Origin of the sequence: Methylocystis sp. JR02 (assembly GCF_030063565.1) — a bacterium.
Classification (GTDB): domain Bacteria; phylum Pseudomonadota; class Alphaproteobacteria; order Rhizobiales; family Beijerinckiaceae; genus Methylocystis; species Methylocystis iwaonis.
Map to the genome: position 1 here is coordinate 2818707 of NZ_JASIRC010000001.1, position 25971 is coordinate 2844677.

General features: G+C 64.6%; 19 protein-coding genes. 14 read left to right on the forward strand and 5 right to left on the reverse strand.

Annotated elements, in window-relative coordinates:
- Positions 1-423 precede the first annotated feature (423 nt).
- From QNA11_RS13520 to trpB, 4 genes are all read left to right on the forward strand, one after another.
- The gene (locus QNA11_RS13520) at positions 424-3537 is read left to right on the forward strand and encodes a helicase-related protein (RefSeq protein ID WP_283483430.1); all 3114 of its coding nucleotides are present in this window, start codon (positions 424-426) and stop codon (positions 3535-3537) included.
- Positions 3538-3738: 201 nt separating this feature from the next.
- Positions 3739-5151 carry a mannose-1-phosphate guanylyltransferase/mannose-6-phosphate isomerase gene (locus tag QNA11_RS13525; protein ID WP_283483431.1) on the forward strand — a complete coding sequence of 471 codons (1413 nt, stop codon included), beginning with the start codon at positions 3739-3741 and terminating at the stop codon, positions 5149-5151.
- Between the two features lie 70 nt (positions 5152-5221).
- Positions 5222-5863, forward strand: a complete 642-nt coding sequence (locus QNA11_RS13530; protein ID WP_283483432.1) for a phosphoribosylanthranilate isomerase — start codon at positions 5222-5224, stop codon at positions 5861-5863.
- 199 nt (positions 5864-6062) lie between these two features.
- Positions 6063-7301, forward strand: coding sequence for a tryptophan synthase subunit beta (trpB, locus tag QNA11_RS13535; RefSeq protein ID WP_283483433.1), 1239 nt, complete (start codon positions 6063-6065; stop codon positions 7299-7301).
- A 187-nt stretch (positions 7302-7488) separates the two neighbouring features.
- On the opposite strand, the gene QNA11_RS13540 is transcribed toward trpB, so the two are convergent.
- The gene (locus QNA11_RS13540) at positions 7489-8046 is read right to left on the reverse strand and encodes a TetR/AcrR family transcriptional regulator (protein ID WP_283483434.1); all 558 of its coding nucleotides are present in this window, start codon (positions 8044-8046) and stop codon (positions 7489-7491) included.
- A 111-nt stretch (positions 8047-8157) separates the two neighbouring features.
- On the opposite strand from QNA11_RS13540, the gene QNA11_RS13545 reads away from it, so the two are divergent.
- From QNA11_RS13545 to QNA11_RS13565, 5 genes are all read left to right on the forward strand, one after another.
- The gene (locus QNA11_RS13545; RefSeq protein WP_283483435.1) at positions 8158-9495 is read left to right on the forward strand and encodes a cytochrome P450; all 1338 of its coding nucleotides are present in this window, start codon (positions 8158-8160) and stop codon (positions 9493-9495) included.
- 170 nt (positions 9496-9665) lie between these two features.
- Positions 9666-10169, forward strand: coding sequence for a GFA family protein (locus QNA11_RS13550; protein WP_283483436.1), 504 nt, complete (start codon positions 9666-9668; stop codon positions 10167-10169).
- Positions 10170-10293: 124 nt separating this feature from the next.
- Positions 10294-11967 (forward strand): acyl-CoA dehydrogenase family protein, encoded by a 1674-nt coding sequence (locus tag QNA11_RS13555; RefSeq protein ID WP_283483437.1) that lies wholly within the window; start codon positions 10294-10296, stop codon positions 11965-11967.
- Positions 11968-12397: 430 nt separating this feature from the next.
- Positions 12398-12682, forward strand: a complete 285-nt coding sequence (locus tag QNA11_RS13560; protein WP_281929999.1) for a hypothetical protein — start codon at positions 12398-12400, stop codon at positions 12680-12682.
- Between the two features lie 111 nt (positions 12683-12793).
- A complete protein-coding gene (locus QNA11_RS13565) occupies positions 12794-13255 on the forward strand; it encodes a baeRF12 domain-containing protein (protein ID WP_202070806.1) in 462 nt (153 codons plus the stop codon).
- 232 nt (positions 13256-13487) lie between these two features.
- Here the strand turns inward: QNA11_RS13565 and ccrA are convergent, their stop codons facing one another.
- A complete protein-coding gene (gene ccrA, locus QNA11_RS13570) occupies positions 13488-14744 on the reverse strand; it encodes a crotonyl-CoA carboxylase/reductase (RefSeq protein ID WP_281929997.1) in 1257 nt (418 codons plus the stop codon).
- Positions 14745-15121: 377 nt separating this feature from the next.
- On the opposite strand from ccrA, the gene QNA11_RS13575 reads away from it, so the two are divergent.
- Together QNA11_RS13575 and QNA11_RS13580 are read left to right on the forward strand one after the other, a co-directional pair.
- On the forward strand, positions 15122-15586 hold the full coding sequence (locus QNA11_RS13575) for a DUF2267 domain-containing protein (protein WP_283483438.1): 465 nt from the start codon (positions 15122-15124) through the stop codon (positions 15584-15586).
- Positions 15587-15666: 80 nt separating this feature from the next.
- Entirely contained in the window at positions 15667-17655 is a 1989-nt protein-coding gene (locus QNA11_RS13580) for an ethylmalonyl-CoA mutase (RefSeq protein ID WP_283483439.1), read from the forward strand.
- Positions 17656-17721: 66 nt separating this feature from the next.
- Here the strand turns inward: QNA11_RS13580 and QNA11_RS13585 are convergent, their stop codons facing one another.
- Positions 17722-18570: a uracil-DNA glycosylase gene (locus tag QNA11_RS13585; protein WP_283483440.1), complete on the reverse strand. Its 849-nt coding sequence runs from the start codon at positions 18568-18570 to the stop codon at positions 17722-17724.
- Between the two features lie 118 nt (positions 18571-18688).
- On the opposite strand from QNA11_RS13585, the gene QNA11_RS13590 reads away from it, so the two are divergent.
- Both QNA11_RS13590 and QNA11_RS13595 read left to right on the forward strand, forming a co-directional pair.
- Positions 18689-19630: a response regulator gene (locus tag QNA11_RS13590; protein ID WP_283483441.1), complete on the forward strand. Its 942-nt coding sequence runs from the start codon at positions 18689-18691 to the stop codon at positions 19628-19630.
- A complete protein-coding gene (locus tag QNA11_RS13595) occupies positions 19627-21600 on the forward strand; it encodes a hybrid sensor histidine kinase/response regulator (RefSeq protein ID WP_283483442.1) in 1974 nt (657 codons plus the stop codon). The genes QNA11_RS13590 and QNA11_RS13595 overlap by 4 nt, the downstream gene beginning before the upstream one ends.
- A gap of 221 nt (positions 21601-21821) precedes the next feature.
- Here QNA11_RS13595 and QNA11_RS13600 read toward each other — a convergent pair whose 3' ends face one another.
- Together QNA11_RS13600 and QNA11_RS13605 are read right to left on the reverse strand one after the other, a co-directional pair.
- Entirely contained in the window at positions 21822-22040 is a 219-nt protein-coding gene (locus tag QNA11_RS13600; protein WP_283483443.1) for a YbdD/YjiX family protein, read from the reverse strand.
- Entirely contained in the window at positions 22015-24096 is a 2082-nt protein-coding gene (locus QNA11_RS13605; protein ID WP_283483444.1) for a carbon starvation CstA family protein, read from the reverse strand. Before QNA11_RS13605 ends, QNA11_RS13600 begins: the two co-directional genes overlap by 26 nt.
- 149 nt (positions 24097-24245) lie before the next feature.
- Here QNA11_RS13605 and QNA11_RS13610 point away from each other — a divergent pair, with 149 nt between their 5' ends.
- Entirely contained in the window at positions 24246-25601 is a 1356-nt protein-coding gene (locus QNA11_RS13610; protein ID WP_283481505.1) for a transposase, read from the forward strand.
- Positions 25602-25971: the final 370 nt, after the last annotated feature.

The window sequence follows — 25971 nt, forward strand, 5'->3', positions numbered from 1 at the left end:
GCCGCGCTACATTTTGGGCGCCTACCGACTGGCGCCACAAGATCTAAACAGAACCAACCAGCAACCAGCCAGAGAAGCGATTCGTACTTGCTGCGTTCCCGCTTTTGCCGGCTGGTTAATTGGCCCGCCAAAAAGCGGCTCGTTTCGAGGGTTGACAGAAGCGGCCCCGCGAGTCCCGCCGACCGTACGATCTTGCGGACAGAACCGAAACTAATATCTACCATGTCTGGGTCGCACTTAGGCAGGTCACACCATATCTGGTTGGAACGAAGCGTGACTCGGCGCGAGTCAGCGATTCGGCCGCGATTCGTTCGCCGGCTGTTCAGAAGGTGAATTCGCGCTCCGTCGAAAGTTCCGTTATGAGACGGCCGCGCCGGCGATGACGGCGCCCGGGGTCAGAAAAAAGAAAAGCGACAAATCCTCATGCCGCCGCTCCCGCCTGGAAGCCGCGCCGCCGCCCATGGGGTCGCGGCGGTGCTCGGCCCCACCAACACCGGCAAGACCCATCACGCCATCGAGCGCATGCTCTCCTTTCCCACGGGGATCATCGGCCTGCCGCTGCGGTTGCTGGCGCGCGAGGTCTATGGCCGCGTGGTCGCCAAAGTCGGCTCCGAGGCCGTCGCGCTGATCACCGGCGAAGAGAAGATCAAACCCCGCGCGCCGGCCTATTGGATCTCGACCGTCGAGGCCATGCCGCGCGACATCGACGTGGATTTCCTGGCGATCGACGAGATCCAGCTCGCCGCCGACCTCGACCGGGGGCACATCTTCACCGACCGGCTGCTGCGCTGGCGCGGTCGGCAAGAGACCCTGCTGATTGGCGCCGACACCATGGCGCCGCTCATCAACGAGCTTTTCCCCGGCGCGCCCATCTTCTCGCGCCCGCGCCTGTCCCGGCTGACCTTCGCCGGCGACAAGAAAATTTCCCGCCTCCCGCCCAAGACCGCCATCGTCGCCTTCTCGGCCGAGGAAGTCTACGCCATTGCGGAGTGGATCAAGCGCCAAAGGGGCGGCGCGGCGGTGGTGCTCGGCGCGCTGTCGCCGCGCACGCGTAACGCCCAGGTCGAACTCTTCCAATCCGGCGACGTCGATTACATCGTCGCGACCGACGCCATCGGCATGGGCCTCAATCTCGACGTCGATCATGTCGCCTTCGCCTCCGACCGCAAATTTGACGGCTGGCGCTATCGCCGCCTCACCCCGGCGGAATTCGGCCAGATCGCCGGCCGCGCCGGTCGCCATATGAGCGACGGCGCCTTTGGGGCGACCGGCCGCTGCCCGCCTTTCGAGGAGGAGCTGATCGAGGCGCTGGAAGACCATCGCTTCGATCCCGTCCAACTCCTGCAATGGCGCAACAGCAATCTCGACTTCTCGTCGATCCAGGCGCTGTCCCATTCGCTCGACAAGACGCCGGACCATCCGCGCTTCACCCGCGCGCCCATCGCCGTCGATCAGTTGACCCTGGAGGCGGCGAGCCGCGACGAAATCGCGCAGAAGAACGCCAAGACTCCGGCCGACGTCACAAGGCTCTGGGAAGCCTGCCAAATTCCCGATTATCGCAAGACCTCGCCGGCGGCCCACGCCGATCTCGCATTGTCGGTCTTTTCTTTCATCGCGCGGCGCGGCAAAATTCCACCCGATTGGATGGCGAAGCATATTGACGCCGTCGATAGGGTCGACGGCGACATCGACACGCTGTCCAACCGGCTTGCGCAGGTCCGCACGGTCAGCTTTATCTCGAACCATTCTGGCTGGCTCGATGACGCCGAGCATTGGCAGAGCGTCGCGCGTCGGGTAGAGGACAGCCTGTCCGACGCGCTGCACGCCCGTTTGACGCAGCGTTTCGTCGATCGCCGCACCAGCGTGCTGATGCGCCGTTTAAGAGAGAATGCGATGCTCGAAGCCGAAATCAACGCCGCCGGCGACGTGCTGGTGGAAGGCCAGCATGTCGGGAGCCTCCAGGGCTTTCGCTTCACGCCCGATCCGGGGGCGGCCGGCGAAGCCGCCAAGGCCCTGAATGCGGCGGCCCAGAAGGCCCTTGCCGGGGAGTTCGAGGCGCGCGCCACCCGCGTCTTCGACGCCGTCGACGACGCCTTCGTGCTCGGCAATGACGGCGTCATCCGCTGGCTCGGCGAGCCTGTGGCGAAAATCGCGGCCGGCGCGAGCGTGCTCACGCCCGCGACCCGCATCCTCGCCGACGAGCAGCTCACCGGCGCGGCGCTGGAGAAGGTTCAGACCCGCCTCAATCTCTGGCTGGCGCAGCATGTCAAAAAGCTGCTCGGCTCGCTGGAGACGCTCGAAAAGGGCGAGGGGCTCGAGGGCGTCACGCGCGGCGTGGCCTTCCAGATCGCCGAGGATCTCGGCGTGCTGGACCGCGCCCGCGTCGCCAAGGACGTGAAAGCCTTCTCCCAGGAGGACCGCGCCGCCCTGCGCAAGCTCGGCGTGCGATTCGGCGCCTATCACATCTATCTGCCGCTGCTGCTGAAGCCGGCGCCCCGCGCTTTGGCCTCCCTGCTGTGGGCGCTGCAGCATGGCGGGCTCGATACCGTAAAGGGGCTCGAGGAAGTGCCGCATCTTGCGGCCTCGGGCCGCACCTCCTTCGCGGCCGATCCCACGATCCACAAGGGCTTCTACCGCGCGGCGGGTTTCCGCGTCTGCGGCGAGCGGGTGGTGCGCGTCGATATTCTCGAGCGCCTGGCCGATCTCATCCGCCCGGCGATTGCCTATAAGCCCGGCGTCACGGCGGGCGAGCCGCCGGCGGGCGCCGCCGATGGCGAGGGCTTCGTCGTCACCGTCGCCATGACCTCGCTCACCGGCTGCTCGGGCGAGGCTTTCTCTTCGATTCTGAAGTCGCTCGGCTATGCCTCCGCGCAGCGCCCGGGTCCGGCGATCACCGTGCCGCTGATTCCGGCCGCCTCGACCGAACCGATCGCGCCAAAGCCGGCGGGCGAGGAAGAAGCCGCGGCGGAGACCGCGAGCGAAACCACTGCCGAGACTGCGCCGCCTGAGACGCCCGCGGAGCCCGTCGCCGAAGCCCCGGTGGAAGCGGCCGTCGACGTCGTCGCTGAAACCGCCGCCATCGAGGCGCCGGCAGAGGCGACCGCGGTCGAAGCAACCGCCGAGGCGCCCGCCGCCGCGGAAGGAGCCCCGCCGGAAGCGCCCGCCATGATCGAAGTCTGGGCGCCGCAACGCCACGCCCATGCCGGCCCGCGCCGTCATCAGGGCGCGCCTCAGCGCGGACCGCGCGAAGGCGGCGCCGAGGGCGAACGCCGCCCGCCCCGCCGCGACCGTCCGCGCCAGCCTGAAGGCGCCGCCACGGCCGCGGAAAGCGCGCCCCGCCCGGCCGGCAAGCCGCATTTCGACAAGCCGCGCTTCGACAAGCCGCGGCCGGACCGGGGCCCGCGCGACGACAGGCGCGGCCGGCCGGGCGGCGGTTTCGCGGCTCCCGAGAGACGCGAGCGCCAGCCCGATCCGGATTCGCCCTTCGCAAAGCTCGCGGCACTGAAGGCGGAGCTCGAGAAAAAGGGGAAAGCCTAAAAATCGAGTAGCTGGACTCCAGCCAAATTCTTGACAATAAGTAAGCGGAATGAGCTTTTCGCTCTCGGCGACACAGAGCCTTGTGCAAAATTTCGAAGAGGGCTGGCGCTTTCTTCTTCTCATCTGCTTAACCTAACGGTGAAGAACGGTTTTCGGTTGCAGTCGAAGCAGCCGGAAGCCGTCGGGCCGGAGAAGGACTGAATGATTAAAATTCTTCCTGTGATTATGTGCGGGGGTTCCGGAACGCGCGTCTGGCCCGAGTCGAGAGAGAGCCTGCCCAAGCAGTTTATTCCTCTCGTCGGCGAGCGTTCGACCTTCCAGACGACCATGGCGATGCTGGCCGACCCGGCGTTCGAAAAGCCGATCGTCATCTCCAACAGCGATTATCGCTTTCTGATCAGCGACCAGCTACGCGCGATCGGCGCTGAGGCCGACGTCGTGCTCGAGCCCTCGCGCCGCGATTCGGGCCCGGCGGTCGCCGTGGCGGCCGGCCTCGCCGCGCGCCGCGCGCCCGAGACGATCGTCGTCGTGCTCGCTGCCGACCATGTGGTGCGCGACCGCGCCGGCCTCGTCGCGCTCTGCAAGAAAGCCGCCGAAGCCGCGTCCGAGGGCTATATCGTCACGCTCGGGGTCAAGCCCGACCACCCGGCGACCGGCTACGGCTATCTGCGGCCTGGCGCGCCGCTGCACGAGGGAAGCGAGGTCCTCAAGCTCGACGCCTTCGTGGAAAAGCCGGACCGCGAGACGGCGCAGCGCTATATCGACGCCGGCTATTTCTGGAACAGCGGCAATTTTATCTTCCGCGCCGACGTCATGCAGGCCGAGATCGCCCATTTCGAGCCCACGATTGCCGAAGCCGCCGAGGCGGCGATCGACGGTGCGGCCCGCGATCTCGATTTCTGCGTGCTGAACGCCGAAGCCTTCGCCCGCGCGCCCAAGAAATCGATCGACTACGCCGTGATGGAGAAGACCGAGAAGGCGGCGTTGATTCCCGCCGACATCGGCTGGTCGGACGTTGGCACCTGGCGCGCCGTCTGGGAATTGTCGGAGCGCGACGAGAAGGGCAATTCGGTGCGCGGCCACGGTGTGGTGATGGACGCCAAAAATGTCCATGTGCGCTCCGAGGAGGCGCTGACCACAGTCGTGGGCGTCGACGACGTCATCGTGGTGACGACGCAGGACGCGGTGCTAGTTCTGAACCATGAGCACGGCGACAGGGTGAAACATCTCGTCGACGAGCTGAAGACGCAGAACCGCCGCGAGGCGGCGGCGCATAAGCGCATCTTCCGCCCCTGGGGCTATTATCAGTCGATCGACGAGGGTCAGCGCTATCAGGTGAAGCGCATCGTGGTGAAGCCGGGCGAGCGCCTGTCGCTGCAGAAGCACTTCCACCGCGCGGAACATTGGATCGTCGTGCGCGGCACGGCGGAGGTCGGCCGCGACGACGAAGTTCATCTCGTGCACGAGAATGAGTCGATCTATCTGCCGATCGGCTGCAAGCACCGCCTGATCAACCCCGGCAAGATCGATTTGGAGCTGATCGAGGTTCAGACCGGCTCCTATCTCGGCGAGGACGACATCGTCCGATTCCAGGACGTGTATAATCGGGGCTAAAAGGACCGCGCGCCTTCGGGCGCGCATCCAAGCCAGGCGAGCCTGAAGGCTCGCGGTCCGAGAGGCTGCATTGTCCGATACGCTCGTGAAAATCTGCGGCCTCTCGTCGCCCGAGACGCTGCTTGCGGCCATATCCGCGGGCGCCGATATGGCGGGCTTTGTCTTCTTCGAGAAAAGCCCGCGCCATATCGATCTGGAGACGGCCCGGACGCTGGGGGCGCTGGGCTCGGGGCGCATTCGCAAAGTGGCGCTGACGGTCGACGCGGACGACGACGCGCTCCAAGCAATTGTCGACGACCTCGAGCCCGACCTTCTGCAATTGCATGGGCGCGAAACCCCGGCGCGCGTCGCCGCGGTGAAGGTCCGCTTCGGCCTCCCGGTCATCAAGGCGATTGGCGTCGCAACCGCCGAGGATGTGGCGGCCGCGCAATCTTATGAAGACGTCGCGGATATTCTGCTGTTCGACGCCAAGCCGGCGCCGGACGCGGCGGTTCCCGGCGGCGCAGGGGTCGCCTTCGACTGGGACTTGCTGCGCAACATAAGCGCGAAGCATTGGATGCTGTCGGGCGGCCTCGATGCCGACAACGTCGCCGAAGCGCTGCGCCGCACGGGCGCGCCGGCGGTGGACGTGTCGTCCGGCGTCGAGCGCGAGAGGGGCGTCAAGGACGCGGGAAAGGTCAGCGCCTTTCTAGAGGCCGTCCGCTCGCTTTGATTTGGAGCCGGAAGGCTCTAAAGGTTCTCGCGACGACGAATAGCTGCATGCACCCCCTCCCTGTCCCTCCCCCGCTTCGCGGGAGAGGGGACGCTCGCGATCAGCAGCGTCGATGAAGGCGGCGGCCTGACTCCCTCTCCCGCGGAGCGGGGGAGGGTTGGGGAGGGGGCGAAAGGCGACCGCAAAGAGGAACCGCTCCGTGACCAAGCCGCTTCCCAATTCCTTCCGCGCCGGCCCGGACGAGAACGGCCGTTTTGGCATTTTCGGCGGCCGCTTCGTCGCCGAGACGCTGATGCCGCTCGTGCTCGATCTGGAGCGCGCCTATAACGAAGCCAGGAACGATCCCGCCTTCCACGCGGAGCTCGCGCATCTTCACACGCATTATGTCGGGCGCCCCTCGCCGCTCTATTTCGCCGAACGCCTGACCGAGCATGTCCGCCAGAATGCGGAGGAGGGAAAAGGCGCGAAGATTTACTTCAAGCGCGAAGAGCTGAACCACACCGGCTCGCATAAGATCAACAATGTGCTGGGGCAGATTCTGCTCGCCAAGCGCATGGGCAAGAAGCGCATCATCGCCGAGACGGGCGCCGGCCAGCATGGCGTCGCCACGGCTACGGCCTGCGCGCGCTTTGGGCTCGAATGCGTCGTCTACATGGGCGCCGTCGACGTCGAGCGGCAAAAGCCGAACGTCTTTCGCATGAAAATGCTGGGCGCCACGGTGAACCCCGTGCAATCGGGCGCGCGCACGCTGAAGGACGCGATGAACGAGGCGTTGCGCGATTGGGTGACCAACGTCTCCAACACTTTCTATTGCATCGGCACGGCCGCCGGTCCGCATCCCTATCCGCGCATGGTGCGCGATTTCCAGTCGATCATCGGCAATGAGACGCGCGCGCAAATGCAGGAGACGGAAGGGCGCTTGCCCGATTCGCTCGTCGCCTGCATCGGCGGCGGCTCCAACGCCATCGGCCTGTTTCACCCCTTCCTCGACGATCGCGACATCGAGATTTACGGCGTCGAGGCGGCCGGCCACGGCGTCTCTGTGCCGAACGGCCATGCGGCGTCGATTGCGGGCGGCCGGCCGGGCGTGCTGCACGGCAATCGCACTTATCTGCTCATGGACGACGACGGACAGATTCTTGAAGGCCACTCGATTTCGGCGGGCCTCGATTATCCGGGCGTCGGGCCGGAGCATAGCTGGCTGCATCAGACCGGCCGGGTGAAATATCTCAACGCGACGGATAAGGAGGCGCTCGCCGCCTTCCAGATCTGCTCGAAGCTGGAGGGCATCATCCCGGCGCTGGAGCCCTCGCACGCCATCGCGAAAGTTCTCGAGCTTGCGCCGCAAAAGCCGCAAGATCATCTGATGGTGATGAATCTGAGCGGTCGCGGCGACAAGGATATCTTCACCGTCGCGGAGGTTCTCGGCGAGATGTGACCCGTCATTCCCGACGCTCGCTTCGCGAGCGATCGGGAATCCAGAGCAGCATTAGGCTATTTTGGCTCTGGATTCCCGGTCGGGCTTTCAGCCCGCCGGGAATGACACGTCCCACCGCGCGCTGTCCAAGCGGCAATGGTTTGAGGCGCATTTCGCCCTCGTCCATCCCAAGGATGAGGGCGAGCCGTTACTGCACAGGCTCTTCCGGCTCGCTGAGACCGAAGAGCCGGTTGCCTGTTCGGCGAATCGCCGGCAGGCGCGGATCGTCGGGGTCCTCCAGCAGCCATTGCGCGCCGACAACCGCGCAATATTGCACGAAGGCGAAGGACATCGGATCGTCGACGTCCGGGCGCATACGCGTCAACAGGCACGCGAGCCCCTCGATTCGCGCGCAGTCCACCTGATTCAATATCTCGCGCACGATCGGCTCGCTCGCCGCGAGACGCCGGATTTCGCGCTCGAAACGGAAATCCAGCTCGAAGGGCTGCTCGCGCATCAGCGCGCGGACTTCCGCTTCGGATTGCGCGGCCTCGTAACGCTTGCCCGCGATTTCGATCACCTGCATGCGCCAGCGCTCCATCAGCGCGCGCAGGAAGCCGTCGCGGTCTTCGAAGTGGTGGTAGAAGCTGCCGCGTGTACGCCGCGCCGCCGCGGTGAGGCGGTCGATCGTCAGCGCTGCCGGCCCTTCTTCGGCCAGCAGCGTTGCGGCGAGCGCCAGCCAGTCTTCCTTTTTGAAACGACTCATTCAGTTAGGCTCGCACAGCACGCGGCTCTTGCCAAAAACATACTGTGAGGTATGGTATTGCTATTGCCGATTCATCAGGGGTGACCCACGATGTTTTACGATTCCGATTTTATGCCTTTCACTCCCAATGAGCGCCCGAGTTTTCGCGCGATGCAGCGTAACTTCCTCGAAACCTGGCCGCACGCGGCCTATCGGGAGGGATTCTGGTCGTTGCGGGGCCTTTGGCCGATCATGCCGAAAACAATCTTCCTGACGGACCCCGCCCTGATTGAAGAAATGCTGCTCACGCGCGCGGAATTCTTCCAGCGCGACGTGATGACGGTTCAGGCGCTTGCAGGAGCGATCAACAAGGGCTCGCTTTTCTTTGCGGAGGGCGCCGATTGGAAATGGCAGCGGCGCGCTTTGGCCCCGGCGTTCCGGCACGAAAATCTTCTGGCGTTGACGCCGATTTTCGCGCGCTGCGCGGGGGAGCTTTGCCACGCGTGGCGGCGAGAGCGGCCGACGGCGCCGATCGACGCCATGAAGGCGATGTCGGAAGTCACGTTCTCCATCATCGAAAGCGCCATTCTCGGCGCGCAGGGAACCTTCGACCGCGAGCGATTTCTCACCGCGCTCACGCGGGCGCTTTCAGGCGTCAGTTGGCAGCGCATATTGGCGCTGCTCAGCCTGCCGAACTGGCTGCCCTTTCCGGGATCGTCGCAGATCAACCGGGACATGCGCTACCTCTATGACGAAACCGCGCGGATCGTCGCCGCGCGCCGCGCCACCCGCGCCCAGACGCTTACGATCGTCGATCTGATGCTCAACGCGACCGACCCCGAGAGCGGCAGGGCGATGACGGGTTCCGAGCTCATCGGCAATCTCTACGGGCTGATGGTCGCCGGACACGAAACCTCCGCCGTGGCGCTCGGCTGGAGCTTGTGGCTGCTCGCAAAGGATCAAGCGTCGCAGGAACGGCTGCGCGCGGAGGTCCAAGAGGTCGCCGGCGCCGACGACATCGGGCCGGAGACGGTCGAGAGGCTGCAGTTCACGAAACAGGTCGTTCAGGAGGCGATGCGCCTCTTTCCGCCCGCCGCGGCCATCGGCCGCCAGCCGCGGGAAGATACGACGCTCGGCCCGCATAAGGTCCTCGAGAAGGAGCCGATCTTTGTGGCCATCTGGGCGCTGCATCGTCATGAGAAATTGTGGGACGAGCCGAGCGCCTTCGACCCCGACCGTTTCGCGCCCGAAAAGGCCAAGGCGCGCCACCGTTGCGCCTATTTGCCCTTCGGCGCGGGCCCGCGCATCTGCATCGGCATGAGCTTCGCGATGCTGGAGATGACAGCCATCCTTGCGACGCTCGTCCGTGATTTTCGTTTCACGACGGTCGACGGCCATCGGCTGGAGCTTGCCCCTGACTTTACGACGCGGCCAAGGGGAGGCCTGCCGCTGTGGGTGACGCCGGTTTGATGGGGGCTCTAGATCCGTTTGATTAGTTCGGCGTCATTCCCGACGCTCGCGCAGCGAGCGATCGGGAATCCAGAGCAAAACCAGCGCTTTTTGGGCTCTGGATTCCCGGTCGGGCGTTCAGCCCGCCGCGAATGACAAGTCCCCATGCGAGCTATTCAAACGGAAATGATATGAGACCCACCACCAGAATATCCTCGTGCGCCTGCGGGCGCGTCCGTTGCGAAGCCGTCGGGGAGCCGATCCTGAGCGCGGTCTGCTATTGCGCGGATTGCCAGGAAGGCGGCCGGCGGATCGAAGCGCTCCCCAACGCCGCGCCGGTCCGCGACCCCGACGGCGGCACGCCTTATTTGACCTACCGCGACGATCGGTTCCGTTGCGTCTCCGGCGCCGAACTTCTCGAAGAGCATCGGCTGAAGCCCAATTCGCCGACGCGAAGGATGGTCGCTTCCTGCTGCAACTCCGGCATGTTCGTGAAATTCGACCCGGGGTTCTGGGTCTCGACCTATCGGCTCCGATATGACGGCGACCCGCCGCCGATCGAAATGAGAACCCAAACGCGCCGCCGAAAATCGGAAATGGCATTGCCATCCGACGCGCCGAGCTACCGGGGATTTCCCTTGAGGCTTTTCTTGAAATTGGGCGCGGCGAGAATCGCGATGCTGACCGGACATTAGCTCGGCGAAGCCGAGATTTGCGGATGCCCCTTCCAGTTGCGTCCCGGGCGAAATGGCGGCATGTAGGGCGCAAATTTTTCCACAGGCCGCGCCCTCAACGGGCCCTATTCCAGACAGGAAAGCAATGACCGCAGCCGTCGCGACGAAACTCGATCCCCAAAGCTGGCTCGCCAACGCCAAGGAGGCGCTCGTCGCCGTCGAGGCGCTTTATAATGACGCGCTCGCCAGCGTGCGCGCCCGCGTGACGAAGGACGGCAAGCTTTCCAACGAGCTGATCGAAGCCGACCAGCACGCCGCCCACGGCCTCTCCTGGTTCGCGACCTATGTGCAGGGCCTCAAGGAGCTGATCGACTACGCCGAGCGCCTCTCGGCCGAGGGCGCCTATGGCGAGACGGAAGAGCTGCTGAACCAGATCGGCTACGCCGAACTGCTCGCCCAGGTCTATGGCGGCATTCCGATGAGCCAGGGCGAATTCGTCCGCCTTTCGGACTTCGGCCTTTCCTCGGCCAAGGTCGCGGCCGCGCGCCCGGCCTGCGTCGACGCGCTCATCCTCTCCGGCAATACGCCGGCGAACCGCGCCCGCCTCGCCGAGCTGATCGACCATCATTCGGCGGCCGAGACCATTGGCGCCTCCGGCCTCGACGAGACGCTGGAAGCCATCCGCAGCGAGATGCGCAAATTCGCCGCCGACAATGTCGTGCCCTTCGCGCATGAGTGGCATTCCAAGAACGCCTATATTCCGCTGGAGGTGATCGGCGGCCTCGCGGAGCTGGGCGTCTTCGGCCTCACCATCCCTGAGGAATATGGCGGCTCGGGCATGGGCAAGATCGCCATGTGCGTCGTCTCCGAGGAGCTGTCGCGCGCCTATATCGGCGTCGGCTCGCTCGGCACCCGTTCCGAGATCGCGGGCGAGCTCATTCTCGTCGGCGGCACGGAAGCGCAGAAGCAGAAGTATCTGCCCGGGATCGCCGCCGGCGAAATCCTTCCCACAGCCGTCTTCACCGAGCCGAACAACGGCTCCGACCTTGCGAATCTGCGCACCCGCGCCGTGCGCGAGGGCGATGTCTACAAGGTCACCGGCAACAAGACATGGATCACCCATCCGGTCCGCGCCGACATCATGATGCTGCTGACCCGCACCAATCCCAACGAGAAGGGCTACAGGGGCCTTTCCATGTTCGTTGCCGAAAAGCCCCGTGGCACGGATGAAAATCCCTTCCCCGCCAACGGCATGACCGGCGGCGAGATCGAGGTGCTCGGCTATCGCGGCATGAAGGAGTTCGAGATCGGCTTCGACAATTTCGAAGTGCCGGCCGAAAACCTGCTCGGCGGCGAGGAGGGCAAGGGCTTCAAGCATCTCATGGAAACCTTCGAATCCGCCCGCATCCAGACCGCCGCCCGCGCGCTGGGCGTGGCGCAATGCGCCCTCGACCTCGGCCTGAAATACGCCAAGGAGCGCATCCAGTTCGGCAAGCCCTTGTTCGCCTTCCCGCGCGTCTTCAACAAGATCGTGTCGATGGCGGTGGAGGTTCACATCGCCCGCCAGATCACCTATTTCGCTGCGCGCGAGAAGGACGAGGGCAAACGCTGCGACCTCGAAGCCGGCATGGCGAAGCTGCTCGGCGCCCGCGTCGCCTGGGCGGCGGCGGACAACGCCCTGCAGATTCACGGCGGCAATGGCTTCGCGCTGGAATATCCGGTCTCCCGCGTCCTCTGCGACGCGCGCATCCTCAACATCTTCGAGGGCGCGGCGGAAATTCAGGCGCAGGTCATCGCGCGGCGCCTGCTGGAGGGCTGACGCCCTCTCCTTTGGGTCTTTGTCATTCCCGGCGGGCTGAAAGCCCGACCGGGAATCCAGAGCCACAGAGCGCTGGTTTTGCCCTGGATTCCCGATCGCCCGCAGTGCGGGCGTCGGGAATGACAACGAATGGAACGCTATTTGCGGGGTCCCTTACGGGGCCCCGTTTTTTGTTGGCTTGCCGACAGCTTTGTCGGCTCGCTGTCGCATGCTCTGCTCAATGTTTTTGCAGTGCGACAACATGGCGCGGAGCCTTGTTATCCTTCGGGATAGCTTTTCGAGGCAGGTTGGAATTTACTCTGGCGAAAGCTTCTCAGCGCTATATATGTTGCAACGCACAAGCACGGCGACATACATGAGCTAGAGGTCGGCGCGTCCACGAGCGGGAAAGGTTTTTCCGGCACGATGATGACGGGCCAAGGAGGTTACGATGTTGGAAGCAGTCAAAACATATCTCCAGGATTGGTCGGACGCCTGCGAATACGCGAATGAATGCGCCCCGGACCTCTCCTTCCTCGGCAATGGCGAACCCTTCACGGCGCTGCTGTTCGTCGCGGCCGTCTGCTATCTCGCCTGGGCGGTAAATGAGGCCGGCATCAAGCGTCGCGTGGCCGCGCTTGCGGGCGTCGCGCCCCAGGCCGCTGGCGATCTGAAGGCGGTTGTCGAGAAGCTGACGCCAGCCCCGGCGGCGGCCCCCGAGAAGCTCGCCGCCTGATACAGATGAGACGTGGATAGGCGCGTCCTTTCGACGCGCCACGGCCACGCTTGCTCTCCCCTCCTCCAGCCGCCACATCCAAGGCGTGAGCTTTTGTGAGCGAGGGACGCTATGAGCGCAGTTGCTGTCCATAATGGCGCGTGGGTTCTGATCGGCGATGGCCGACGCGCGCTATTCTTCTCCAACCACGGCGACGCCGAGATTCTCGACCTGCGCGTGATCGAGACGCGCGTCGAAGAAAATCCGCCGACCCGCGAGCAGGGATCGGATGCGCCGGGTCGCGCCTTCGCCGCCGCCGGCTCTCACGCGCGCAGCGGCATGGGGAATGTGGACTGGCATGAGCTCGAAGAAGAGCGCTTCGCCCGCGCCATGGCCGACCGCATCAACGCCGCCGCCGAAAGCGGCGAGCTGAAGGAAATCGTCATCGTCGCCCCGCCCCGGACATTGGGCGAAATCCGCAAGGATTTGAGCGCCAAGGCGCAAAGCAAGGTCGCCGGCGAGCTAGACAAGGATTTGACCAAGCACCCGCTGCCGGAAATCGAGAAGGCCCTGGCGCTGAAGCCGCAGGCTTGAGCCGACGTCTTCACGCATTGCAGAACCGTTATGGCCGGACAAGCCCGGCCATGACGAGGTAGGTTGCCCCTTACGGCAAGGGCGGTCCCGGAAACGGGGTCGTGGGCGGGTTGCAGCCCCACCACTACCGTTGCGGCGCGAACACCACCCGGCGGCCTTCGGCCGCCGACCTCCCCGTAAAGGGGAGGTCTTTGGCGCCCACCGCCGAAGCCTTGCTACTCCCGAGAGCAGCTTACTTCTTCTTGTTGTAAGCCTCGACCACGTCCTCGACCGTATGCAGGCCGGGCTCCGGGGCGTTGACCAGCACGGCCATATTGCCGGGGGCGTGCTCGTTCTTCCACATCTTCATATGCGCCAGCGGGATCTTGTCCCAGGCGAAGACCTCCGACATGCAGGGGTCGACGCGGCGGTCGATCACGAACTGGTTGGCGGCGGCCGCCTGTTTCAGATGCGCGAAATGCGAGCCCTGGATGCGCTTCTGGCGCATCCACACATAGCGGGCGTCGAAGGTGATGTTGAAGCCCGAGGTGCCGGCGCAGAACACCACCATGCCGCCGCGCTTGGCGACGAGGCAGGAGACCGGGAAGGTCGCTTCGCCGGGATGCTCGAAGACGATGTCGACGTCCTTCTTGCCGGTGATGTCCCAGATCGCCTTGCCGAATTTACGCGCTTCCTTGGTCCACTCGACATATTCGGGCGAGTTGACCTTGGGCATCTGACCCCAGCACTTGAAATCCTTGCGGTTGATCACGCCCTTGGCGCCAAGCGACATGACGTAATCGCGCTTTGATTCATCCGAGATCACGCCGATGGCGTTGGCGCCCGACGCCGCGCAGATCTGCACGGCGAAGACGCCGAGGCCGCCCGAGGCGCCCCACACCAGCACGTTGTGGCCGGGCTTCAGCTCATGCGGCTCATGGCCGAACAGCATGCGATAGGCGGTGGCGAGCGTCAGCGTATAGCAGGCCGATTCTTCCCAGGTGAGATGCTTGGGGCGCTGCATGAGCTGGCGGTCCTGCACGCGGCAGAACTGGGCGAAGGAGCCGTCCGGCGTCTCATAGCCCCAGATGCGCTGCGAGGCGGAGAACATCGGATCGCCGCCGTTGCATTCCTCGTCGTCGCCGTCGTCCTGATTGCAGTGGACGATGACCTCGTCGCCGACCTTCCAGCGCTTGACCTTGGAGCCGACGGCCCAGACGATGCCCGCCGCGTCGGAGCCGGCGATGTGATAGGGGTGCTTGTGCGCGTCGAGCACCGAGATCGGCTCGCCGAGCGCCGCCCAGACGCCATTGTAATTGACGCCGGCCGCCATCACGAGAACGAGCACGTCATGGCTGTCGAGCTCCCAGGTCGGCACGACCTCGAGCTGCATCGCCTGATCCGGCGGGCCGTGACGCTCCTTGCGCACCACCCAGGCGTACATGTTCTTGGGAACATGGCCGAGCGGCGGAATTTCACCCAACTCGTAAAGATCTTTTTTATCGGTCAACGTCGCGTCTCCTCGGGCGCTTCTTTCATCTCGGCGGCCCGTCGGTCGAATTTCCTCAGAGCGAATTCCGAAAAAGTTGCAGACTTTTTCGATCGGAATTCGCTCCAAAACGCCTATTGGCGCGAATTCTAATCGCTCGAACGGTCGTTCGAGCGGAAAGCGCGCCAAGGATGACGGCCTCTTCGCGGTCGCCGTCCCGCCGGGCGCATTCATATACGGGGAATTCTTTGGGGTGAAGCTCCCCGTAAAGCGCCGTTCAGCGACTTAACTAAGGCGATCCGGCGCCCGCCCCAGCTTGCGGGCGCGCGGCCGACGCATAATTCTGGACATCGGGGCAGATTGGGCGCGGGGCGAAGGCTTTTCGAAAGGCGTGCGTCATGAGCGACACCCAGGTATCCGCGCTCGATCACACGGTCCAGCTCACCAATGTCTGGCTCAAGAGCCTGGCCGAGGACTGCCAATTGGGCGACCGGCCGCACGCCTATAGCGCGCTGCGCGCCGTGCTCCATGCGCTGCGCGACCGGCTGACCCCGGAACAGGCGATGCATCTTGGCGCGCAGCTTCCCATGCTGGTGCGCGGGCTTTACTTCGAAGGCTATCGGCTCGCGGACAAGCCGGACGTTCAACGCCGGATCGAGCAATTCGAGGAGCGCATCGCCATCGAGCTGCCGCCGGGCTTCCCTGTGGACGTCGCCACGGCGGCGCGGGCGGTCTTCGAGCTCTTGTGGCGGGAGCTGGATTTCAACGAAACGGCGAAGGTCGTGTCCGACCTGCCCATGCCGCTGCGCGAACTGTGGCCGGAGGAGGCGCAGAAGCAGGCGAAGGCGCGGTCGGAGGAGTGAAAGGCGTTCACGGCGCTGCGTCTAAGGCGTGACTTGTCAAAACGTCCCTCTGTGCTATCGCAGCGGCGAGGAGGAGCCAAATGAACGACAAGTCTGCCGAGAAGACCCGGAACGCTGGCCGCGACAAGCCCTGGATGTTCCGCACCTACGCCGGTCACTCGACCGCCGAGGCGTCGAACCGGCTTTATCGCTCCAATCTCGCCAAGGGGCAGACGGGTCTTTCCATCGCCTTCGACCTGCCGACCCAAACCGGCTACGACAGCGACCACATCCTCTCGCGCGGCGAGGTCGGCAAGGTTGGCGTGCCGGTCTCGCATCTGGGCGACATGCGCGCGCTCTTCGACGGCATTCCTCTGGCCGAGATGAACACGTCGATGACCATCAACGCCACCGCCGTGTGGCTGATGGCGCTTTACATTGCGGCCGCTGAAGAACAAGGCGCGCCGCGCGTAAAGCTGCAGGGCACGACGCAAAACGACATCATCAAGGAATATCTGTCGCGCGGCTCTTATGTCTTCCCGCCGAAGCAGTCGCTGCGCCTGACGCAGGACCTCATTCTCTTCACCACGAAGGAATGCCCCAAATTCAACCCGATGAACGTCTGCTCCTATCATCTGCAGGAAGCAGGCGCGACGCCGGCGCAGGAGCTCGCCTATGCGCTAGCCACCGCCGTGGCGATCCTCGACGGCGTGAAGGCCGCCGGCCTTTCGGAGGCGGATTTCGGCCAGGTCGTCGGCCGCATTTCCTTCTTCGTCAACGCCGGCATGCGCTTCGTCACGGAACTTTCCAAGATGCGCGCCTTCACCGAGCTGTGGGAGGAGATCACCCGCGACCGCTATGGCGTGAAGGACGAGAAGCTGCGCCGCTTCCGCTACGGCGTGCAGGTCAATTCGCTGGGCCTGACCGAGCAGCAGCCTGAAAACAACGTCTATCGCATTCTCATCGAAATGCTGGCGGTGGTTCTCTCTAAGAACGCCCGCGCCCGCGCCGTGCAGCTTCCGGCCTGGAACGAGGCGCTCGGCCTGCCGCGTCCTTTCGACCAGCAATGGTCGCTGCGCATGCAGCAGATCATGGCCTATGAGACCGACCTTTTGGAATATGGCGACATCTTCGACGGCAACCCCGAGATCGCCCGCAAGGTCGCCGAGCTGAAGGAAGAGGCCAAGGCTGAGCTGAAGAAGATCGACGCGCTGGGCGGCGCCGCGGCGGCCGTCGAGATCGGCTATATGAAGTCGAAGCTCGTTGAGTCCAACACCGCGCGTCTCGAGGCGATCGAGGCCGGCGAGCAGACCGTCGTCGGCGTCAATAAATTCACCTCGACCGAGCCGTCGCCGCTCGCCACGGGCGAAGATTCGATCATGGTCGTGCCGGAAGGCGTCGAGGCGGAGCAGATCGCGCGGCTGAACGCCTGGCGCGAGGCTCGCGACAACAAGGCGGCGCAGGCCGCCATCGACGAGCTTGTCCGCGCCGCCAAGGAAGGCCGCAATATGGTCGAGCCGTCGATCGCCGCCGCCAAGGCGGGCGTGACGACCGGCGAATGGGGCAATGTGCTGCGCGGCGTCTTCGGCGAATATCGCGCGCCGACGGGCGTCTCCTCCACGGCGCGCCAGGTTGGCGGCCAGCTCGACGTGGTGCGGGGCGAGGTGGAGCGCGTCTCGCAGAAGATCGGCAAACGCGCGAAATTCCTGGTCGGCAAGCCGGGCCTGGACGGCCACTCCAACGGCGCCGAGCAAATCGCCGTTCGCGCGCGCGACGCCGGCTTCGACGTGATCTATGCGGGCATCCGCTCCACCCCGGCCGAGCTGGTCGAGACCGCGAAGAAGGAAGGCGCGCATTGCATCGGCCTCTCCATCCTCTCCGGCTCGCATGTGACGCTCGCTCATGAGGTGATGCGGCTGATGAAGGAGGAGGGCGTTTCGGCGCCGCTCGTTGTCGGCGGCATCATCCCGCCGGCGGATGAGAAGCTCCTGCTCGAGTCGGGCGTGGCGGCGGTCTATACGCCGAAGAACTACGACCTCAACGTCATTATGACGGACCTGGCGCATATCATCGAGAAGACGGTCGCGTAAGGCCCCCTCCCCACCCCTCCCCCGCTTGCGGGTCGCGAAGCGGGGGAGGGACTGGGAGGGGGTAATTTAGGCGCGCAACGAGCCCGCCGCCGCCCGCAAATCCCGCCACGCCGCCGGCTTCAATGCGGGGCTCTTCAGCATCAAATCGAGCCCCGAGAAAACGAAAGCGCGCGCCATATGCGCGCCGCTGGCGATGTCGAACGGCTTGCCGCGCAATTTCGCGAGCGGCTCAGTGGTCGCGAGCATGACGCGCGCCGGGGCGTCGCCGAATAGCAGCAGAACCTCTGGCCGCGCCAGCTCCACGTGGCGGCGTGCGAATGGCGCGAAAGTGGCGGCCTCGGGTGGCGTCAGATTTCGATCGCCGGGCGGGCGCCAGGGCGAGACGTAGGCGAGATAGGCGCTCTCGCGATTGTGACCGATCGCGGCGAGCATATTGTCGAGGAGCTTTGCCTGCAGGCCGCTGAAAGCTTCGCCCGTCGACTCCTCCGTCGCTCCCGGCGCCGCATCCAGAACCATCAGCCGCGCGCCGGGCGCGCCGGCGCCGAATAGAAAATGCTGCGCCATGTCGCGGAACGGCGCGTGGGGGAATTCGGCCAGCGCGGCGGCGAGGTCTTGCAGCGTAGTCGCGCCCGCGGCGGCCGTCTCGGCGGCGCGGACAGCTTCATCCGGCGCGGCCATGGCGGCGACTCGCGGCCGCGCGGCTTGCGTTTCAGAAGCCAGGGCGGGCAGCGGCGGGGGGTCGCGACGGGCCGGCGCCGCTGGCGCCCCAACGACCGGCGCAGACGCTACGCGCGCGCTATCGGCGTAGCGATCGTGCGGCGCGTCATCGAGCGCGAGATCGACGCCGACGGCCGCATACCAATCGAGCAGGGCCAAGAGGGCGCTCGCGGGATTCTCCGGAACTTCGGCGCGCATGGCGAAAACCCTAGCGGAATCCGCGGGAGGATCAACAGAGAGATGCGACCCCGCGCATTTTGCGTAGCAGATTAGAACTCTTATAGTGTCGCAACAGCAATTTTGGAAAATTTGGCCGATGCAGGAAACCATTGCGATCGCCGAGGACGAACAGGACCTGCGCGAGCTGCTCGCGGAATTTCTCTCGGGCAATGGCTACCGCGTGCTCGCGGCGGCGAGCGCCGCTGAGTTTCGCGCGATGGTCGAATTCGAAGCTGTCGATCTCGCCATATTGGACATCAACATGCCGGGCGAAGACGGGCTGTCGCTCGCGCGGTGGCTCAACGCCCGCGGCTCTACGAGCATTATTTTCGCAACGGCGGTTGCTTCGGCCATCGACCGCATCGTCGGGCTCGAGTCCGGCGCCGACGATTATATCACCAAGCCGTATCATATGCGGGAAATGCTGGCGCGCATTCGCGGCCTGTTGCGACGTCGCAAGATGGCGCGCGCCGCGCTCGCCGGCAAAAGACTGGCGGCCATCGCCTCGATCGACATCGTCGGCTACACGCTCCTGATCCAGACCGACGAGCAGAACGGACTTGCGCTCACCGATCGTTTTTTTCGGGACGTGGTCACGCAATCGCTTCCGCGCCGCGCGGGAAATCTGTTCAAAATGCTGGGCGACGGCGCGCTCATCGACTTCCCGAGCGTGCAGAACGCCGTCGAATGGGCCCTGGAGTGCCAGACGGAAACGCGCGCCTACGCCGCCGCCCATGGGCAGGCGCAAACGCTGCGGCTGCGCATTGGCGTCGCCGTCGGCGACGTCGTTGTTCGTAACGGAGACCGGTTCGGCGAAGTCGTGGCGCTCGCCGCCCGCATTCAGGAAGCTGCGCCGGCCGGGTCGGTAATGATTTCGGATGTCGCGCGCGCCATGACGCGCGGCAAAATTCGCGAGGATTTCGTCGCGAGGCGACATGCGCTCAAGAATATCGCCGAGCCGATGGAATTATGGCTGCACGAGGGGCCGAGCGCAGCAAGCGCGGCAAGCGCGTCCAACGGAGAAAGCGCGGTTAGATGAGCATCCAGCAAAAAGCGACGACCAACGCCGTTTCGGATGGCGGCGCTTTGTTGCGCGCCCTGTTCGACGCGATCCCGGGCCGGGCGGCGTTTCTCGATGTCGAGCTGCGTTACCGTTACGTCAATCGTGAGTTTCTCGCGAGCCTCGGAACCACGGAAGATTGCGTCGTCGGCAAATGCGTCGAGGAGGTTCTCGGCCCTGAGGCGGGCGCGTCCTATCGGGCGGCGATGCCAGGGCTTGTCGCCGGCAAACCGCAACATCTGCGCCGCACAATCGAGGAAGACGGCGCGCGCCGCTCGCTCGAAGAGGAGCTCAAACCTTTCGCGCCCGGCGGCGCAATGCAGGGCGTCGTCTGCGTCGCGCATCATGTCGCCGAACCGCAGGAATGCGAAACGACACATGCCGAATGGCTCGAGTCGCACAAGGCGCGCGAAGCCATCCATTCCGCTGTTGTCGATTCCGCGCTCGACTGCATCGTCGTCATCGATGCGCAAGGCCATGTCGTCGAGTTCAACCCGGCGGCGGCGGCCACCTTCGGCTATTCCCGCGAAGAGGCGATCGGCAAGACCGTGGCCGAGCTGATCGTGCCCCCCGAAATGCGCGCCAGTCACGATGCCGGCCTGGCGCGCTTCCGGTCGGGCGGGCCATCCTCGGTCATCGGCAAACGCGTCGAGCTCGAGGCCATGTGCGCCAATGGTTCGCGCATTCCGATCGAGCTGGCGATCACCGCAGTCGGCTCCGGGCCGAGCGCGCTTTTTACCGCGCATCTTCGCGATCTGCGTCCCACGCGGGAAGCGCAGGCGCAAATCGAACGGCAGCGAGAAGCCCTCTATCAGAGCGAAAAGCTCGCAGCCCTCGGGTCTCTCCTCGCCGGCGTGGCGCACGAGCTCAACAATCCACTCTCCATCGTCATCGGACAGGCGCTGATGCTGCGCGAGGCGGCGCAGGCGCACGCCATTCTCGATAAGCAGTTCGAGGAATTCGCCGACCGTGGAACAAAAATAGAAACCGCAGCCAACCGCTGCGCCCGCATCGTGAAAATCTTTCTCGCCATGGCCCGCCAGCGGGAGGCCGAGCGTGGGCGCGTCGAGATCCCGGAACTCGTCGAGCGTGTGCTCGAACTTTTGTCCTATGGGCTACGCACGGCCGGCATCGAGGTGACGAAGGATATTCCAGCCGATCTGCCGCCGCTTCTCGCCGACAGCGACCAGCTCCATCAGGTGCTGCTCAATCTCGTGGTGAACGCCAAGCAGGCGCTGGAAGCGCAGCCGGCGCCGCGCCGGATCGCCATCGTCGCGCGCGCGGAGCCGTCGACGCAGAAGCTCGAAATCCTGATTTCAGACAATGGTCCGGGCGTTCCCGACGCCATTCGCAATCGCATTTTCGATCCTTTTTTCACGACGAAGCCACAGGGGGTCGGAACCGGCATCGGGCTCGCCGTTTCGCGCGGCCTCATCGAGGCTCATGGCGGCTCGCTCGTTCTGGAGCCGCAACAGCCGGGGGTGGGCGCAGTTTTCATGGTGAGATTGCCGATCGAGGCGACCGAGACCGCCGTTGTCGCGACCGACTCCGCCCCGTCGCAACCGGGGACACGACAGCGGCGCGCGCTGATCGTCGATGATGAGGTCGAAATCGCCGGCCTGCTCGCGGAGATTTTGCGCCGGCTTGCCTTCGACTGCGAGATAGCGACGAGCGGCGAGCAGGCGAAACAGGCGCTCGCCGAAAAGGCGGTCGATCTCATCCTATGCGACATCCGCATGCCCAACGGCGACGGCCCGGCGCTCTACGACTGGCTTGGCGTCGAGCATCCGCAGATGACGAATCGCATCGCCTTCGTGACCGGCGACATTCTGGGCCCTGCGGCCGACCGCTTCATCGCGCGTTCAGGCTGCCCCGTTGTCGAGAAGCCCTTCGCGCCGGAAGAAATCCGCCAGGTCGTCGACTTGTTGTGCGATGAAACCGGAGCGTGAAGCCATTTCGGTTTGAACAGCTCGCATTGGGGCTTGGGAGCGCTGGTTTTGCTCAGCGCCCGTCATTGCGAGCGAAGCGAAGCAATCCAGGGCAGCGATGCGGCGCTGGATTGCTTCGTCGGCTCCGCCTCCTCGCAATGACGGCGGTAATTCCCGATTGCTCGCTGCGGAGCGTCGGGAGCGACACCGAACCCATCAAGCGGATCTCGTATGAAGCGCGCTCAACAGCAACGTAGCGCGCGCCGGCCCCCTTCGCCGAAACGGCTTGCTTGCCGCTCCAGGAAGAATTCCTCCCGCGTCATCATCCGCCGCCCGTCATGTTTGTCGCGCATATGCGCGACATAGGCGTCGTAATCGCCCTGCCCGACCATCAGCCGCGCGCTGTCGCGCAATTTGTTCGCGAGCTTTGCGAGATCAAGCCCTGGCAGGCAGCAGTTCATCTTCGCTTTCCCGGGTAGTGGCGGCCTCGGCGGCGCGCGCCTGCCGTATCGATGACAGGGCGAAGCCCAGAATGGCGAGCACCAGCACGATGTACATCGCGCAGAGACCCGCATCCACGTAGTCGTTGAAGATCACGCGGCGCATCTGTTCGAGCGTCTTCGCCGGCGCGAGAATCTCGCTCCTGTCGGCGGCGGCGGCGAATTTCTTGGCATGGGCGAGGAAGCCGATTTTCGGATCGTCGTGGAAGATTTTCTCGAGCCCCGCCGTCATGGTGCAGATGTAGAGCCATGTCGTGGGAATGATCGCGACGAAGGCGTAGCGCTCGCGCTTCATGCGGAACAGCACGACCGTGCAGAGCGTGAGCGCCATCGCCGCCAGCATTTGATTGGCGATGCCGAACAAAGGCCAGAGCGTGTTGATGCCGCCCAGCGGATCGATGACGCCCTGATAGAGGAAATAGCCCCAGCCGGTGACGGCGATCGCCGTCGCCGCGAGATTGGGGCCCCAGGCTTTTGTGTTGCGGAAGGCCGGGACGAATGTGCCGACGAGATCCTGAATCATGAAGCGGGCGACGCGCGTGCCGGCGTCGATCGTGGTGAGGATGAACAACGCTTCGAACAAGATCGCGAAATGATACCAGAAGGACATGGCGGCGGAGCCGCCGATGACCGAGGACAGGATCGTCGCCATGCCGACAGCGAGCGTCGGCGCGCCGCCGGTGCGCGAGAGCACGCTCTTCTCGCCGACATCATGCGCGACGCCCGCGAGCGTCTCCGGCGCGACCGGAAAGCCCCATGAGGAAATGGCGGCCGCCGCGGTTTCTGGCGTCGCGCCGATCACAGCCGGAGCGCTGTTCATGGCGAAATAGACCCCGGGCTCCAGGCAGCTCGCGGCGATCAGCGCCATGATGGCGACGAAGCTCTCCATCAGCATGGCGCCATAGCCGATGAAGCGCGTCTGCGTTTCATCGGCGATCATCTTCGGCGTCGTGCCGGAAGAGACGAGCGCGTGGAAGCCCGAGACGGCGCCGCAGGCGATGGTGATGAAGAGGAAGGGGAAGACGCTGCCGGCGAAGACCGGCCCCGTGCCGTCGATGAAACGCGTCATCGCCGGCATTTTCAGCTCCGGCCAGACGACGAAGATGCCGAGCGCCAGCGACAGGATCGTGCCGATCTTCAGAAAGGTCGAAAGATAGTCGCGCGGCGCAAGCAGCAGCCACACGGGCAGCACGGAGGCGACGAAGCCATAGCCGATCAGCATGAAGGCGAGCGTCTCGCCCTTATAGCTGAACAGCGGCGCAAGCGTTGCGCTCTCGGCGACAGTGCGGCCGAAGGCGATGCTCGCGAGAAGCAGAACAAAGCCGATGATCGACATTTCGCCGATGCGGCCGGGCCGGATGTAGCGGCCATAGACGCCCATGAAGACCGCGATGGGGAGCGTGGCGAAAACAGTGAAGGAGCCCCACGGACTATCCGCCAGCGCCTTGACGACGACGAGCGCCAGCACCGCGAGCAGAATAATCATGATGGAAAGAATGCCCGCCATGGCGATGACGCCGGGGATGGGGCCCATCTCCGTCTTGATGAGATCGCCGAGCGAGCGGCCGTCGCGGCGCGTCGAGATGAAAAGAACCAGAAAATCCTGCACGGCGCCGGCGAGAATGACGCCGGTCAAAAGCCAGAGCGTTCCCGGCAAATAGCCCATTTGCGCGGCGAGCACGGGACCGACCAGCGGACCTGCGCCGGCGATGGCCGCGAAGTGATGGCCGAACAGCACCCATTTGTCGGTCGGCACATAATCGAGCCCGTCGTTGCGACGGTGCGCGGGCGTGCTGCGGCTGGCGTCGAGGCCGAGCACAGTGTCCGCGATGAAACGCGAATAAAAACGATAGCCGATGGCGTAAACGCCGATCGCCGCCGCGACCAGCCACATGGCGTTGACCGGCTCACCGCGCGCGCTCGCAAGCGTATAGAGCGAAAAAAGCGCAAGGGCGAAAACGACGGCCCAACCGAAGGCGGCGGGGGCGCCGCGCCCCCGGGCAATTGAAACGGACATGTCACATACTCTCAGTCGCGGCCCAAGCGCCCCCCAAGCGAGATCGGTCCCTTTGGCGCGGCCAGAGAAGGCGGCACCTTAACAGCCCGTTGACGAAGTCGCGTCTGACTGATTCCGTTTCCAAGTGAGATTCGGCCGAGGTTGGTTCGATGGCGATGCGGCGTGAGACGGGGACGCAGGAAGATCTGGTTGTCGGCTGGGCGGATCTGCCGCGCTCTCCGGGGCACGCATTTTACGACGAGCTTCAGAAGGTTCTACTGGACGCGGGCTTCGACGTTTTCGTCGAGAACGCCTGCAAGCCCTACTACGCGGCGAAGATGGGCGCGCCCTCGTTGCCACCAGGGCGCTATTTCCGCATGCACATGGTGGGCTACTTCGAAGGGCTCGACAGCGAACGCGGCATCGTATGGCGCTGCGCGGATTCCTTTTCGTTGCGGGATTTCTTGCGGCTATCGACGCGCGAGAAAGTCCCGGATCATTCATGGCTGTCGAAGACGCGCTCGCGTCTGCCGCATGAGGTTCACGAGAAGGTATTCGGTTTCATCTTGAAGCTCGTCGCCGAGCGCGGCCTCGTGAAGGGCGAGCGCATCGGCGTCGACGGCTCGACCATGGAGGCGAACGCGGCGCTGCGCAGCATCGTGCGGCGCGACAATGGCGAGACCTATCGCGCAATGCTCGAGGGCATGGCGAAGGAAAGCGGGATCGCGACGCCGAACGCCGAGGATTTGGCGCGTTTCGACCGTAAGCGCAAAGGCAAGAAGCTCTCGAACGACGATTGGACGAGCGCCACGGACGCCGAGGCGAAGATCGCGCGGATGAAGGACGGAACGACGCATCTCGCCTACAAGCCGGAACATGCGGTCGACCTCGACACAGGCGTGATCGTCGCCGCGCCGATCCACGAGGCGGACAAGGGCGATACGACGACGCTTGGCGACACGCTGGAGACGGCGAAGGCCAATCTCTCGGCTGTCGGCCTCGCGCCGACGCCGGACGATCCTTGCGAAATCATCGCGGACAAAGGCTATCATTCGCGCGAGGTTTTGAAAGGCCTTGACGACGGCGAGTGGAAGAGCCGGATCAGCGAGCCTTTGCCGGCGAAGGGCTATTTGCGCTGGCATGGAGACGAAGAAGCGCGCGACGCCGTTTACGCCAACCGCGCACGGCTGAAATCGGGCGTTGGACGCGCCGCCATGCGCAAGCGCGGTGAGCTGGTCGAACGCAGCTTCGCCCATGTGCTGGATGGCGGCGGCATGCGCCGGGCTTGGCTTCGCGGTCGCGAGAACATCGCCAAGCGCTATCTGATCCACGTCGCAGGCTTCAATCTTGGCGTCCTGATGCGCGCCCTCGTCGGCTGCGGGACGCCAAGAGAACGCGCCGAGGCGGCCAGAAACGCCTTTTTGTTCGTTATTCGGACAGATAGCGCCACGGGCATCGTCATCATCGCCGACATCGGCGGCGCGCCGGCCTTGCTCGCCGTCATCGCCGCTCCGGAACCCGATTAATCAAGCTGCGACTTCGTCACCGCGCTGATAGGCCCCGACTCTGAGAGTTGGCTGTGGCTTTGGCGTAAGCATCCAAGGTAACGCAGGAGGCGCCAAAGCGGACAAGTCGCCAGCCAGCGCCGAGATTCCCGAGAAGAACAAAGACATAAGCGAGGCAATAAATAATTTCCTCATGCTTGCGCGCCCTTTATCCTGAATACGCAGTGGAAACGAAGTGGGTGCTGTTGATTCTGTAAGATAAAACCGCGACTTAGATAAATATTCTCTCATCAGAGCGCAGTAAAAATGCTGCGAAAAAAGGTCGTTTTTGAGGCGCGTCCGAATAATGCGACATAGCTGCGCTCGAGCCTTACTATGTTTGTCTAGATTT